Origin of the sequence: Cupriavidus sp. 2KB_3 (assembly GCF_052115685.1) — a bacterium.
GTDB lineage: Bacteria > Pseudomonadota > Gammaproteobacteria > Burkholderiales > Burkholderiaceae > Cupriavidus > Cupriavidus campinensis.
In genome coordinates, this window is record NZ_JBFRHD010000032.1 from 1 (window position 1) to 14,333 (window position 14,333).

A 14,333-nucleotide genomic window follows, 5' to 3' on the forward strand; every position below is an offset into this window, starting at 1 on the left:
CCTTCAGCATGCCAGCGAGGCCGAATCCCACGCCAATATCCAGCGACAGCCCGATATTGCCGGCCATGTCCGGCGGCGCCCGCATGGTTTCGGCGAGCTTGGCGGCGCCCTGCTGAGTCAGTGTTGCAGTGTCGTGCCCGGTCCAGACCATCTCCAGCACGCCACCGACGATGTCCCACCCGCCCCATATGCAATTGGACATCATCTCACTCGGACTGATCGACCGGTGCGCCAGCACCGCTGCCAGTTGCGGCGCGCTCATGACCACGCGCACGCCGTCCATCTCATCTGCCTGAGCCATCGGATTCCTCCCAAGAAAAGAGAGGCCCGACGCTACCGACTCAGCACCCGCGCACTATTGAGATGGCGCAAATCCGCTCAGGAACAAGGAAACTTCGATGGGGCCTACCGATACAACACCTGCGGCAGCCACAGTCCAATCGCCGGGAAGATATAGAGCAGGGCCAGCGCCAGGATCTGGATGGCCATGAAGGGGAGCATGCCGGCGAAGATCTGGTTCAGGGTGACGTGGGGCGGGGCCACGCCCTTCAGGTAGAACGCCGCCATCGCCACCGGCGGGGAAAGGAATGCCGTTTGCAGGTTCAGCGCCACCAGCAGGCCGAAGAACAGCGGGTCGATGCCGAAGTTGTCAAGCAGCGGGATGAAGATCGGCATGAAGATGATGATGATCTCGGTCCATTCCAGCGGCCAGCCAAGCAGGAAGATGATGACCTGCGCCAGGATCATGAACTGCACCGGGGTCAGGTTCAGCGACAGCACCCACTCCTCGACCAGTGCCTGGCCGCCCAGCAGCGCGAAGGCGGCGGAGAAGATCGACGAGCCGACGAACAGCCAGCACACCATCGCGCTGGTCTTGGCGGTCAGGAACACCGAGTCGCGCACCACGCTGTAGTTGAGCTGGCCGTAGGCCAGCGCCAGCAGGGCCCCGCCGAGCGAGCCGACCGCCGCCGCTTCAGTAGGCGTGGCCAGGCCGAAGACGATGGACCCCAGCACCGCCAGGATCATCACCGCGAGCGGGAAGAACGACGACAGCAGCATCTTGAAGATCTCGAGCCGCGCGAAGTCGAACCGCCAGTAGAAATACACCAGCAGCAGCGCCACCACGGCCAGCGTGACCCAGAACCACGTGGGGGCGGGCCGGGATTCGCCGGTGACGTCGGCGGCGGCAGTCACATCGGCGGCGGGCGTCGCCAGCGTCGGCTTGGCCTCGGCGGGTGCCGGGGCCGGTACCTGGGCGATGGGCGGCGCGGCGGGCGTGGCCGGCGTCAGCGCCTCGGGGGCAGGGCTGGCTTCCTCGGGGGGCGCCTGGAGGCTGTCGAAGGATGCCGCCCCCTCGGAAGAGGACGACGACACCGCGCCCATTTCCTCGAGTCCGCCCGTGCCGGCGGTCACCAGCGGGGAGGTTACGGCGGCGTACATCAGGCTCATCGAGACCGCCACGAAGATCGCGGGCATCAGCACCACGCCGAGCTGGCGCGCCACGTCGCGCATCGGCACATCGACATTGCGCCGGCCCTTGAGCCCCACCAGCAGCGCCGGCAGCGCGCGCCGGCTCACGGTGTCGCGCAGCGTGGTGGCCAGCGGCGACAGGCGCACCGTGCGCTCCTCCGCCGACAGCGGCGGCGCCAGCGCCGGCCGCAGCTTCGCCAGCACAACCACATACACGATATAGAGCCCCGCCAGCAGCAGCCCGGGGAAGAACGCGCCCGCGTAGAGCTGCACCACCGACACCCCCGCCGTGGCGCCATAGACAATCAGCAGCACCGACGGCGGAATCAGGATGCCCAGGCACCCGCCCGCCGTCACCGCGCCGGCCGAGATCGATGTGCTGTACCCGGCCCGCAGCATGGCCGGGAACGCCAGCAGCCCCATTAGCGTGACCACCGCCCCGACGATGCCCGTGGCCGTGGCAAACACCGCGCAGGTAATCAGCGTGGCCACCGCGAGCGAGCCCGGTATCCACGCCAGCGCCAGGTGCAGGCTGCGGAACAGCTTCTCGATCAGGTTCGCGCGCTCCACCAGGTAGCCCATGAACACGAACAGCGGGATCGAGATCAGCACATCGTTAGTCATCACCGCGTAGGCACGCTGCACCATCAGGTCCAGCGTCTGCGCCACGGCGATATCCGGATTGGCATGCCGGTACGCGAGCCAGGCGAACAGCACGCCCATGCCCATCAGCGTGAAGGCGGTCGGGAAGCCGAGCATGATCGCCACCACGATCAGCGCCAGCATCAGCAGCCCGAGATGGCCGTTCGTCCAGTTTTCGGGCGATGGCATGAACACGAACACGGCGCCGACAATCAACACCATCAGCGTCAGGCCGAACCACAGTTCCTTTCTCATCGCGCGATGCCCTCGTATTTTTCCGAAGTCTTGGCGGGAGCGGGCTCGGGTGGCAACGCGGGCGTCGCCAGCACGTCCTCGCTGCTCACCATCTGGCGCAGCTTGTCCACATCCACTTCCTCCACGTCATCCTCGCGCGCCGGCCAGCGGCCCCGCTTCAGGCAGACCAGGCAACGGAGCACCTCGGCCAGGCCCTGCAGCAGCAGGAAGGCGCCCGCCACGGGAATCATGGCCTTGAACGGGTAGATGGGCGGTCCGTCCGCGGCCACTGACGAATGCTCGTTCTGCGCCAGCGAGACCTCGAAGAAGTCGATGCCCGCCCAGGCCAGCGCGATCACGCCCGGGAAGAAGAAAAGTAAATAAAGCACGAGGTCGATGCCCGCCTGTGCGCGTGGCGAGAGAAAACCGTAGAGGATGTCACCGCGCACATGGCCGCGCTTGGCCAGCGTATAGGCGCCGGCCAGCATGAACAGCGTGCCGTAGAGCATGTTGCTCACGTCGAACACCCACGCATGGGGCGTACCCAGCGCGTAGCGCGAGAAAACCTCGTAGCTGATGATCAGTGTCAGCACGATGATCAGCCACGACGCCGCCTGGCCGACGAAGGTGCTGATCCTGTCGATCCCGAACAGGAGCTTTTGCACGGAGATGCCTTTTCAGGGAACGGTGAGGAGGACGGCCGGCGGCGGGCCCGCGCGATCACGCGCGCCCCGCCACCTGCCTTCTAGCGTGGACCCAGCCTCGAACTCAGCCCTTCTTCGGCGCGAAGTAGTAGGAAGACGCCATCCGATAGTCGACGTTGGTGTCGTTCTGCCAGCGCGTGCTGCGCTGCGCGAACGCCTTCATCGAATCGTTCACCTTCTTGAACATCGGATTTTCCTTTTCCTTGCGCGCCACGATCTCGTCCCAGACCTTGAGCTGCGCCTGCAGCACCGAGTTGGGCGTGGCATAGAACTTCACGCCCTGCTGCTGCAGCGCCAGGTAGTCCTTCGAGTAGCGGTCGATGGCCTTCATCGACATCTCCGCCGAACTCGCGTCCACGGCATTGGCGATCAGGGCGCGCAGCTTCGGGTTCAGGGCGTCGTAGCGCTTCTTGTTGAAGATGATCTCGAACTGTTCCGAACACTGGTGGAAGCTGCGCAGCATGCAGACCTTCGACACATCCTGGAAACCCAGCGCGCGGTCCGAACTCGCGTTGTTGAACTCGGCCGCGTCCAGCAGCCCGCGGTCCAGTGCCGGCACGATCTCGGCGCCGGGCAGCGCGTTCACCGCCGCGCCCAGCCCGGTGAAGATGTCGATCGACAGCCCCACGGTGCGGAACTTGAGCCCCTTGAAGTCTTCCGGCTTGGTGATCGGCTTCTTGAACCAGCCCAGCGGCTGCGTGGGCATGGGGCCGTAGAGGAAGGACACCACGTCGAGGTTCAGGCTGCGGTAGATCTCCTCCTGGAGCTCCTTGCCGCCACCGTACTTGTGCCAGGCCAGCAGCATGTTCGGGTCCATGCCCCAGGCCGGCCCCGACCCCCACAGCGCGAGCGCCGAGTTCTTGCCGTACCAGTAGGCAATCACGCCGTGGCCGCCGTCGAGGGTGCCCTTGCTGACCGCGTCGATCAGGTCGAACGCCTTGACCACGGCGCCCGCCGGCAGCAGCTCGATCTTGAGTTCGCCGCCGGACATGTCGTTGACCTTCTTGACGAAGTCGCCCGCGAACTCGTGAAAAATATCCTTGGTGGGCCAGGTGCTCTGCCAACGCATCGTCACGGGGCCTTGCGCCTTGACGATGGCAGGGAAGCCCATCGTCGCGGTACCCACGGCGGCGGCGCCTGCACCGCCCATGAACTTGCGTCGTGACACCGCGCTGCCTTTCTGCTTTGCTGCCATGACTGTCTCCCCATTATCTGTATTGGATGGACCAATCGACGAACCGCACGGACACCCGTGCGCGCAGGCATGGCGCCTGCACGCACGGCTGAGAACAGTGGAAGGAAAGAGGTAGCGCGAGGCAGTGGGAAGGGTCCGCAGCATGCGAGTGCGGACAATATGAGACATTCCCCCGACCTTCAGTTGTCTGAATGTTAGGCAACAGGCATCGCGCCAACAATGTAGGGGATACCCGATTCCGCGTGCGGCAGGCCGCAGTCGGCAATGAAGAAAAGGCAGGAAAAGGGGAAAAAGGGGGGAAGCGGGAAAAGGCTAGTTGCCGTCCTGCTCGCCGGCGAGCGATTGCACGGCGTACTTCACCAGCCCGGCGCGGCCCTCGATGCCGAGCTTGCGCTTGAGGTTGAGGCGGTGGGTCTCCACCGTGCGCACCGATACGCCGAGTTGCGCCGCGATTTCCTTGTTGGCCAGCCCCCTGCCGATGCCGGCCAGGATGTCGCGCTCGCGGGGCGTGAGCGCGTCCACCGGCCCCACGGTCTGCTCGGCCATGCCGCGCGCGATCCGGGCGCTGTAGAACACGCGCCCGGCCAGCACGGCCTGGATGGCGGCCAGCAGTTCGTCGGCCGGGGCGTCCTTGAGCACGTAGCCACGCGCGCCGGCACGCATCGCCTGACGCACGTATTCAAGGTTGTCGTGCATCGACACGATCAGCACGGCGAGTTCCGGATAACGGTCGTGCAGCGCGCCGGCCAGCGCGATGCCACCCATGCCGCGCATGCCGATGTCGGTAATCACCAGGTCCGGGCGCCGTCCGGGGCCGGCGGCGGCCAGCCAGCCGAGCGCCGCCTCGCCGCCATCGGCCTCGCCCACCACTTCGAGCCCGGGCTGGAGCGTCAGGTGCATGCGCATGCCGTCGCGCACCAGCGCGTGGTCGTCGATCAACAGCACGCGGGCCGGCGAGGCGAGTGCGGAGGAAGGCGCGGAGGAAGGTGCGGAGGAAGGCGCCGGGGAGGTCGTGGCGTCGTCGTGCGATGCGGTCATGACTGCGAAATTTCCGATACGGGGGCGGGGGCGGGCGGCGCGGCGGACGGTTGGGCGGAAAGACGCGTGGGCAGCGTGGCCACCAGCCGGGTGCCGGCCGGCGAGGAACTCAGCACAAACTGGCCGTCGAGCGCGGCCATGCGCTCGCGCAGGTTGCGCAGCCCGATGCCGCGCTGCGGGTCAGACTGCATGCGGGCGACGTCGAAGCCCGCGCCATCGTCGCGCACGGTCAGCCGCGTCTGCTTGTCTTCGAATGCGAGCGCCACCTCCACGCGCCGCGCATGCGCGTGGCGCTCCACGTTGGTCAGCGCCTCCTGGGCGATGCGGAACAGCGCGGTGGCCTGCTCGTCGGCCAACTCGCAGGGCTGGCCGGTCTGGGTGACGTGGATCTCCAGCGTGCTGCCGGCCTGCATCTCGCGCGCCAGGTGTTGCAGCGCAGCGAACAAACCCAGGTCGTCGAGCAGGGCGGGGCGCAGGTTGCGCGCCACGCGTCGCACCTCGTTGAACACCGAGTCGAGCCGGTTCAGCGCCATGCCCAGCACCGGCGCGACCGACGCGCCCTCGGTCGGCGCCAGCTTGAGCCGGTTCGTGGCGGCCTCCAGCACCAGCTTCACCGACACCAGCAACTGGCTGATGCCATCGTGCAGCTCGCGCGAAAGCCGCGCGCGCTCCTCTTCCTGTGACTGCACCACGCGCCGGGCCAGCTGGTGGAGCTTGGCGTCCGCCTCGCGGTGGTCGCTCACATTGAGCGCGAGGCCGCTCGCCGCCACCAGCAGGATGCTGATGCCGGCAATCACGCCGATCCACGCCATGGTCTCGCGGATGTCGGTTTCGGCACGCGCGTCGAGCTGGCGCAGCGTACGCTCCACATCGTCCAGGTAAATACCGGTGCCGAGCATCCAGTTCCACGCGGGCACGGCCACTACGTAGCCGAGCTTCGGGGCGAGCAGCTGGGAAGACGGCTTCTTCCACTGGTAGCGCACGGCGCCGCCGCCGGCCTTGGCCGCCGCGATCAACTGCTGGATGGTCAGCGCGCCCTGCGGGTCACGCATCAGCCACAAATCCTGGCCGACCAGCTCGGGCTGGCGCGGGTGCATCAGGTTGCGGCCCTGGAGGTCATAGAGGAAGAAGTAGCCGTCCGGGCCGTAGTCGAGCCGCGCCAGCGCCTCCATGGCGGCGCGGCGCGTGTCGGCATCGTTGCGGCCGGAGTCGACCATCGGCGCGATGGCGCTCTGCGCCAGTTCCACATAGTGGCGCAGCTCCACTTCCTTGCTCTGGAGGTAGGCCGCCTCCACCAGCGCGCGCTCGTGGCGGGCCAGCGCGGTGGCCTGGTAGCGCACGGCCAAGGCGATGCCGAACATGGCCACTGCAAGGGGCGCCACGGCGAGCAACAGGATCTTCTGGCGGAGTTTCATCTGAACCGGGGGGTAAACACCGACGACGGCGAGGCCGCATGGCACCGTGGCCTTACGTAGTACTACGCAAGCGCGTTGCGTAGTTACGCGCTTGTGCCGGCTGGAGCGGGTGTCAATACTACACGCCGGATTGGCGGTGCGCCCCCGCGCCGCACAATCCGTTGCAGTCAGCGCGCCGCGCCCGCGGTTCGGTGCGCTCCTGCCTGCCGACCAGATCCGGAACAGACGAGAACAGACCGGGCACGCCGCAGACATCCAGGAGACCCCCTTTCCTCGCAGGATCGTCCGGCGCCGCCCCGGCACCCCCACCTCTGCCCGCCATCCGCGTCGCCAGGTTTTTCATTTCCGGTCTGAGGAGACCCTTCATCATGAATCGCATCGGACAACACCTGTTGTGGCTGGCCGTCGCCGTGCTCGGCGCGTTTGCCTTCGCCACCGTCGCGCTGTCGCGCGGGGAAGCCGTCAGTGCGCTGTGGATCGTGGTTGCCGCGCTCTGCATCTACCTGATCGCCTACCGCTACTACAGCCGCTTCATCGCCGACAAGGTGATGCAGCTCGACCCCAAACGCATGACGCCCGCGTGGCGCCACAACGACGGCCTGGACTACGTGCCGACCAACAAGGCGGTGCTGTTCGGCCACCACTTCGCCGCGATTGCCGGCGCCGGTCCGCTGGTGGGCCCGGTGCTGGCCGCGCAGATGGGCTACATGCCCGGCATGCTGTGGATCCTGGCCGGCGTGGTGTTCGCCGGTGCGGTGCAGGACTTCATGATCCTGTTCATCTCCACGCGCCGCGACGGCCGCTCGCTGGGCGACCTGGTCAAGTCCGAAATGGGCACGGTGCCCGGCATGATCGCGCTGTTCGGCTGCTTCATGATCATGATCATCATCCTGGCGGTGCTCGCGCTGATCGTGGTGAAGGCGCTGGCCGGCTCGCCGTGGGGCACCTTCACCGTGGCGGTGACCATCCCCATCGCGCTGTTCATGGGCATCTACACCCGCTACATCCGCCCGGGCCGCATCGGCGAGGTCTCCGTCATCGGCTTCGTGCTGCTGATGCTGGCCATCATCGGCGGCCAGTACGTGCACGAGAGCGCCATGCTGGCGCCGCTGTTCACCTACGACGGCAAGGCCCTGACGTGGATGCTGATCATCTACGGCTTCATTGCCGCCGTGCTGCCGGTGTGGCTGCTGCTGGCGCCGCGTGACTACTTGTCCACTTTCTTGAAGATCGGCACGATCATCGCGCTGGCCATCGGCATCCTGATCGTCGCGCCGGAGCTGAAGATGCCGGCGTTCACGCAGTTCGCGCAGGGTGGCGGGCCGGTGTGGTCGGGCAACCTGTTCCCGTTCCTCTTCATCACCATCGCCTGCGGCGCGGTGTCGGGCTTCCACGCGCTGATCTCGTCGGGCACCACGCCCAAGCTGCTGGAGAACGAGTCGCACGCGCGCTTCATCGGCTACGGCGCGATGCTGGCCGAGTCCTTCGTCGCCATCATGGCGCTGGTGGCCGCCTCGGTGATCGAGCCGGGCGTGTACTTCGCGATGAACAGCCCGGCGGCCGTGATTGGCACGACGCCGGAAGCCGTGGCCCAGGTCGTGTCGACGTGGGGCTTTGTCATCACCCCTGACGTGCTGATCGAAACCGCCAAGAATGTCGGCGAGAACACGATCATCTCGCGCGCCGGCGGTGCGCCGACGCTGGCCGTGGGCATCGCCCACATCCTGCACCAAGTGGTGGGCGGCCAGGCCATGATGGCGTTCTGGTACCACTTCGCCATCCTGTTCGAAGCCCTGTTCATCCTGACCGCCGTGGACGCGGGCACCCGCGCCGGCCGCTTCATGCTGCAGGATCTGCTGGGCAGCTTCGTGCCGTCCATGCGCCGCACGGAATCGCTGCCGGCCAACCTGCTCGCCACCGCGCTGACCGTGGCGGCCTGGGGCTACTTCCTGTACCAGGGCGTGGTGGATCCGCTGGGCGGCATCAACACGCTGTGGCCGCTGTTCGGCATCTCCAACCAGATGCTGGCTGCCGTGGCGCTGGTGCTGGGCACCTGCGTGCTGGTGAAGATGAAGCGTGGCCAGTACGCGTGGGTGACCGCGCTGCCGACCGTGTGGCTGCTGATCTGCACGCTGACTGCCGGCTGGCAGAAGCTGTTCGATACCGATCCGAAGGTCAGCTTCCTGACCCACGCGGCCAAGTTCAGCGACGCCATCGCCCAAGGCAAGGTGCTGGCCCCGGCCAAGACGATGGAGCAGATGCACCGCATCGTCTTCAACGACTACCTGGACGCCGGCCTGTGCGCGTTGTTCATGTTCGTGGTGCTGTCGATTGTCTTCTACGGCTTCAAGACGGCCATGCAGGCACGCGGCATCACCAAGCGCACGGACAGCGAAACGCCGTTCGAGCCGCTGCCGGCCGGCACCTCGGCCGCGCAGCACTGATTAAGCACATTGATCGCCATCCACAGGAGGCCACCATGCTGGATCAAATCGGGACCATGGGCCGCTACCTTGGCCAGTCGCTGCGGCTGATGGTCGGGTTGCCCGACTACCAGACCTACGTGGCCCATATGGAGTCCACCCATCCGGACCGCGCGCCGATGACGTACGAGGAATTCTTCCGCGAACGTCAGGAAGCGCGGTACGGCGGCGGGCAGGGCAAGTGCTGCTGACGTCATCCACAATGACGTGACGAAAGCGACCCTCCGGGGTCGCTTTTTTCATCCTGCATAATCAGGTGTTGCGTTTACACCGCGATTTTTAACCAACGGATACCGTTTCTGGAGCGGGTTACAGGGCCTCACAACTGGTTACAGCAACGGCACGGCTCGTTCTCTACACTCCGGTTCCAGATGCACGACTGATAAAGGAAAATACGATGTCTCGCCATCTTCGCACCCTCACTCTGGCCCTTGCCCTCTCGGCGGCTGCGCTGCCGGCGTTCGCAGGGGGTGACCTGAACAATGCACTCGGCGGTGGCCTCGGCGGCGTGGCTGGCGCAGCCGTGGGCGGCGCGCTGGGCGGCAGCACCGGCTCCGTGATCGGCGGCGCGGTGGGCGGCGGCGCCGGCGGCGCGCTGACCTCCAGCAAGCGCGAGCGCACCGGTGCCATCATCGGCGGCGCCCTGGGTGGCGGCGCCGGCACGGCAGCCGGCAACGCCATGGGCGGCCGCACGGGTGGCCTGGTTGGCGCGGGCCTGGGCGGCGCGGCGGGTGCGGCACTGGGCGGCAACGTCTCGCGCAGCAATTCGTACGACGACGATCGCCGTTACTACAAGAAGGGCAAGCATCGCCACCGTGGCCATCGCCACGACGACTAAGTCATTGGCTGGCAACGAAAAAACGGGCCCGAGGGCCCGTTTTTCCATGGCGCGCGGCAAGCATCGCGCGCATAAACAAAAAGCCCGTACCGGTCAGGTACGGGCTTTTTGGCGACTGGCGGCCTAGATCAGAGCGCGGCGCCGTCGGTGTAGACGTCAAACTGGCCAGCGCGGGCGCCTTCGCCAAAGGTGTCGAACTTGCCGGTACGGGCACCTTCACCGAAGGAATCGAACTTGCCGGCGCGGGCGCCATCGGTGAACGCGTCGAACTTGGTGGCCTTTGCGCCGTCGGTGTACGGGTCGAACGAGGTCTTGGCGAATGCCGGGGCGGCGGAGAGGGCGGCAACCAGGGCAACGGTCAGGGCAAATTGGCGCTTCATGGCGAATCCTTTCTTTATTCGATGGATGCCGGCGCTCGGAATGTGGATGTTGCGATGCGGCATCAGGTGATGCGATATTAGGCATTCCCCTGATATGAATAAATATTGCCATCCACAATGATTGATTGTGCTTTTCACAATAAATCCCCCGGATCGTGTAAAAGTTCACGGGTGAATCGGGAGACTATGTCATGGATCGGCTTCAATCGATGCGCGTCTTCGCCAAGGTGGTGGAACTTGGCAGTTTTGCACGTGCGGCGCAGCAATTGGAAATGTCCAATGCCGTGGTCACGCGCTATGTGGCGGACCTGGAAAGCCACCTGGGCACCCGGCTGCTGAACCGCACCACGCGCAGTCTGTCGCTGACGGACGCCGGCGAAACCTACCTCCAGCGCTGCAGCCAGATCCTCGAGGATGTGGAAGAAGCCGAATCGGTGGTCACGGCGCGCAGCCAGTCGCTCTCGGGCACGCTGCGGCTGGTGGCGCCGGTCATGTTCGGCCTGCACCTGCTCCCGCAGACGCTGGAACGCTTCCAGCAGCTCTACCCGGATGTGGTATTCGACGTGCTGCTCTCGGACCGCATCGTCGATATCGTGGAAGAAGGCCGCGACGTGGGCGTGATGCTGTCCGACCTGGGACTCGGCTCGCACCTGGTGGCACGGCCGCTGATCTCGGCCGAGGTTATCCTCTGTGCCTCGCCCGGCTACCTGCGCGCGCACCCGCCGCTGCGCAACGCCCAGGACCTCGCCAACCACCGCTGCATCGCCATGCGCCTGCCCACGGCCGAGCACGAATGGACGCTGTCCGGCCCCGAAGGCGACGTCACGGTCCCGATCCGGCCCGGCCTGCTGTGCAGCAACGCCGAACTGGCCCACCAGGCCGCGCTGGCCAACATGGGCATCGCCATGCTGTCCTCCTACCTGGCCCGGCCCAACATCGAAGCGGGCCGCCTCGCGCATATCCTGCCCCAATACCAACTCCCGCGCCGCGACGTGAGCGTGGTCTATCCCAGCCGCAAGTTCCTGCCCACCAAGGTGCGCGCCTTCATCGACTTCCTGCTCGAGGAAGGCACAAAGCGGGCCGGGGAAGCCGGCGGGCAGAAGTAGGGGAAAAAGAAGGAAGGTTAGAAACCCCTCTCCGCATGCCGGGAGAGGGGTAACGCCGGACGCGGACTTACTCTTCGGCGTCGGCCGTCGCCTTGGTGGCGGCGCGGGTCTTCTTGGCGGCCGGGGTCTTGGCAGCGGCGGTCTTGGTCGCCGTCTTGGTTGCAGCCTTCTTGGCGGGCGCCTTCTTGGCGGCTACCTTTTTCGCCGCCGGCTTGGCCGGCGCGGCTTCGGTCTCGGCCGCCTCGGTGGCTTCCGTGGCCTTCGCCCCCTTGGCGGTCTTGGCTGCGGCGCCCTTGGCGCCGGCCTTCGGCTCGCGGGCCTCGAACTCGAAACCGATCTTGCCGTCTGGCTGCTTCACCAGGAAGGCCTTGAAGTTGCGGCCCGTGCGGGACGACTTGAAGCCGGTCAGCAGGTCCGTCTTGCCAGCCGTCAGCAGCTTGCCGATCTGCTCGCGCGAGATTTCCTGCTGCAGGATGATCTTGCCGGTCGTGAAATCGCAGGTCTTCTCGCTGCCCACGGCGTTCTCGCAGACGTACTTCATGCCGTGCTCGTAGACCGCGCCACTGCACTTCGGGCACGACCCCACCGGGGTCTGGGCGCTGAAGTCGATCGGCTCGCCATCGGCATCGTCGTCGTTCTGGCCGAAGTCGAACTCCATCTTCCAGTTGCCATCGTCGCCCTTGGCCAGCTTCAGGATGGCCGCGAACGGCCGGCCCATCTTGCTGCGGAAGCCCTGCAGCGGGCCAATTTCCTTCTTCAGCAGCAGTTCCTCGACTTCCTCGATCTCGAACTGGCGGCCGCCCGGGATCTTGCTGATCGAGAACTCGCACGCGGTGCAGGCAAAGCGGCGGTAGTTCTCCTTGACCTGGCCGCCGCACTGCGGGCACGGGGTGTCCAGCGTGGCGTAGTCGCCCGGAATGGTGTCGCTGTCGTATTCCTTGGCGCGCTTGACGATCTGCTGCGTCATCTGCGCGATCTCGCGCATGAATTCATCGCGCTTGAGCCGGCCGCGCTCGATCTGCGACAGCTTGTGCTCCCACTCGCCGGTCAGCTCGGCCTGCGTCAGTTCGAGCACGCCCAGGCCGCGCAGCAGCGTCATCAGCTGGAACGCCTTGGCGGTCGGGATCAGCTCGCGGCCCTCGCGCACGAGGTACTTCTCGGTCAGCAGCCCTTCGATGATGGCCGCGCGCGTGGCCGGCGTGCCGAGGCCCTTGCCGGCCATGGCCTCGCGCAGCGCGTCGTCGTCGACGAGCTTGCCCGCGCCTTCCATCGCCGACAGCAGCGTGGCTTCGTTGTAGCGCGCCGGCGGGCGCGTGGTCAGGCCGACGGACTCGACCTTGTCGGTCTTGACGCGCTCGCCCTTGTCCACCGGCACCAGGTTGGCGTCCTTGTCGTCCTTGCCCTGCGCCTCGCGGCCGTAGATGACCAGCCAGCCGGGGTTGACCAGGACCTTGCCCTCGGTCTTGAAGTGATGACCGGCCACCTCGGTGATGCGGGTGGTCACCTGGAACTCGGCGGCCGGGAAGAACACCGCCAGGAAGCGGCGCACCACCAGGTCATACAGCTTCTGCTCGGGCTCGGACAGGTTCTTGGGCGCCTGCAACGTCGGGATGATAGCGAAGTGATCGCTGATCTTGCTGTTGTCGAAGATCTTCTTGTTCGGCTTCACCCAGCCGCTGGCCAGGATCTTCTTGGCATGCGTCAGGTAGTTGGGCGAGCTGTCGGCCAGCATGCCCATGGTCTCCTTGACCGTCTCCAGGTAGTCCTCGGGCAGCGCGCGGGCGTCGGTACGCGGGTACGTCAGCACCTTGTGCTTCTCGTACAGCGCCTGGGCCAGGCCCAGCGTGTTCTTGGCGGAGAAGCCGAAACGCGAGTTGGCCTCGCGCTGGAGCGTGGTCAGGTCGAACAGCGCCGGCGACTGCTGCGTCGACGGCTTCGATTCCTCGGTGACGGTGCCCGGCTTGTCGCGGCAGGCCGCCACGATGCTCTTGGCCTCGGCCTCGCTCCACAGGCGCGATTCGCGCGCCTCGGGGTCGAACTCGTTCTTCTTGAACTTCGGGTCGAACCAGCGCCCTTCGTACAGGCCCTTGGCGGCGATGAACTCGGCGTGCACTTCCCAGTAGTCGCGCGGCACGAAGTGTTTGATCTTCTCCTCGCGCTCCACCACGATCGACAGCGTCGGGGTCTGCACCCGGCCCACCGTGGTCAGGAAGAAACCGCCACCCTTGCTGTTGAACGCGGTCATCGCCCGCGTGCCGTTGATGCCGACCAGCCAGTCGGCCTCAGACCGGCAGCGCGCGGCATCGGCCAGCGGCATCATTTCCTGGTCGTCGCGCAGCTGCGCAAACCCGTCGCGGATGGCCTGCGGCGTCATCGACTGCAGCCACAGCCGGCGCACCGGCTGCTTGGCCTTGGCCTGTTGCGCGATCAGGCGGAAGATCAGCTCCCCCTCGCGCCCCGCATCGCAGGCGTTGATCAGGCCGGTCACGTCCTTGCGCTTGATCAGCCGGTTCAGCACCTTCAGCCGCGACTCGGTCTTCTGGATCGGGCGCAGGTCGAAATGCGGCGGAATCACCGGCAGATTGGCGAAGCTCCACTTGCCGCGCTTGACCTCGTAGTCGTCCGGCGCGGCAATCTCCACGAGGTGGCCCACGGCCGAAGACAGCACGTAGTCATCGCTCTCGAAGTACTCGTCGTGCTTGGTAAAGCCCCCGAGGGCGCGCGCGATATCGGCGGCGACCGATGGCTTTTCCGCGATGATGAGGGCTTTAGACATTGAACGGGTCCTTGCGGCACGGCTCCCTCCAGGGGAAGCCAGCGCCTCTTGA

Annotated in this window: 11 protein-coding genes and 1 pseudogene; 4 read left to right on the plus strand and 8 right to left on the minus strand. The window is 66.3% G+C overall.

Features of this window, described 5'->3' with window-relative positions:
* From AB4120_RS26110 to AB4120_RS26135, 6 genes and pseudogenes are all read right to left on the minus strand, one after another.
* Positions 1 to 301: pseudogene (locus AB4120_RS26110) on the minus strand (RNase A-like domain-containing protein); the annotation flags it as partial.
* Between the two features lie 104 nt (positions 302 to 405).
* Positions 406 to 2,367: a TRAP transporter large permease gene (locus AB4120_RS26115; RefSeq protein WP_149137037.1), complete on the minus strand. Its 1,962-nt coding sequence runs from the start codon at positions 2,365 to 2,367 to the stop codon at positions 406 to 408.
* Entirely contained in the window at positions 2,364 to 3,011 is a 648-nt protein-coding gene (locus AB4120_RS26120; protein ID WP_149137038.1) for a TRAP transporter small permease subunit, read from the minus strand. The genes AB4120_RS26115 and AB4120_RS26120 overlap by 4 nt, the downstream gene beginning before the upstream one ends.
* 103 nt (positions 3,012 to 3,114) lie before the next feature.
* Complete coding sequence (locus AB4120_RS26125) at positions 3,115 to 4,245, minus strand: TRAP transporter substrate-binding protein (RefSeq protein WP_144202647.1); 1,131 nt, start codon at positions 4,243 to 4,245, stop codon at positions 3,115 to 3,117.
* A 312-nt stretch (positions 4,246 to 4,557) separates the two neighbouring features.
* Positions 4,558 to 5,283 (minus strand): response regulator, encoded by a 726-nt coding sequence (locus AB4120_RS26130; protein ID WP_441643020.1) that lies wholly within the window; start codon positions 5,281 to 5,283, stop codon positions 4,558 to 4,560.
* Positions 5,280 to 6,698 carry a cache domain-containing protein gene (locus AB4120_RS26135; RefSeq protein WP_149137039.1) on the minus strand — a complete coding sequence of 473 codons (1,419 nt, stop codon included), beginning with the start codon at positions 6,696 to 6,698 and terminating at the stop codon, positions 5,280 to 5,282. Before AB4120_RS26135 ends, AB4120_RS26130 begins: the two co-directional genes overlap by 4 nt.
* 368 nt (positions 6,699 to 7,066) lie before the next feature.
* On the opposite strand from AB4120_RS26135, the gene AB4120_RS26140 reads away from it, so the two are divergent.
* The 3 genes from AB4120_RS26140 to AB4120_RS26150 all read left to right on the plus strand — a co-directional run bounded on the left by AB4120_RS26140 (position 7,067) and on the right by AB4120_RS26150 (position 10,019).
* A complete protein-coding gene (locus AB4120_RS26140; protein ID WP_149137040.1) occupies positions 7,067 to 9,142 on the plus strand; it encodes a carbon starvation CstA family protein in 2,076 nt (691 codons plus the stop codon).
* 35 nt (positions 9,143 to 9,177) lie between these two features.
* Entirely contained in the window at positions 9,178 to 9,372 is a 195-nt protein-coding gene (locus tag AB4120_RS26145) for a YbdD/YjiX family protein (RefSeq protein WP_092291010.1), read from the plus strand.
* A 206-nt stretch (positions 9,373 to 9,578) separates the two neighbouring features.
* The gene (locus tag AB4120_RS26150; protein ID WP_149137041.1) at positions 9,579 to 10,019 is read left to right on the plus strand and encodes a hypothetical protein; all 441 of its coding nucleotides are present in this window, start codon (positions 9,579 to 9,581) and stop codon (positions 10,017 to 10,019) included.
* Between the two features lie 128 nt (positions 10,020 to 10,147).
* On the opposite strand, the gene AB4120_RS26155 is transcribed toward AB4120_RS26150, so the two are convergent.
* Positions 10,148 to 10,399 (minus strand): hypothetical protein, encoded by a 252-nt coding sequence (locus tag AB4120_RS26155; RefSeq protein ID WP_149137042.1) that lies wholly within the window; start codon positions 10,397 to 10,399, stop codon positions 10,148 to 10,150.
* 191 nt (positions 10,400 to 10,590) lie between these two features.
* Between AB4120_RS26155 and AB4120_RS26160 the strand changes: the two genes are divergently transcribed.
* Complete coding sequence (locus tag AB4120_RS26160; protein ID WP_149137043.1) at positions 10,591 to 11,505, plus strand: LysR family transcriptional regulator; 915 nt, start codon at positions 10,591 to 10,593, stop codon at positions 11,503 to 11,505.
* Positions 11,506 to 11,572: 67 nt separating this feature from the next.
* Here AB4120_RS26160 and AB4120_RS26165 read toward each other — a convergent pair whose 3' ends face one another.
* Positions 11,573 to 14,281 carry a DNA topoisomerase III gene (locus tag AB4120_RS26165; RefSeq protein WP_149137044.1) on the minus strand — a complete coding sequence of 903 codons (2,709 nt, stop codon included), beginning with the start codon at positions 14,279 to 14,281 and terminating at the stop codon, positions 11,573 to 11,575.
* Positions 14,282 to 14,333 lie beyond the last annotated feature (52 nt).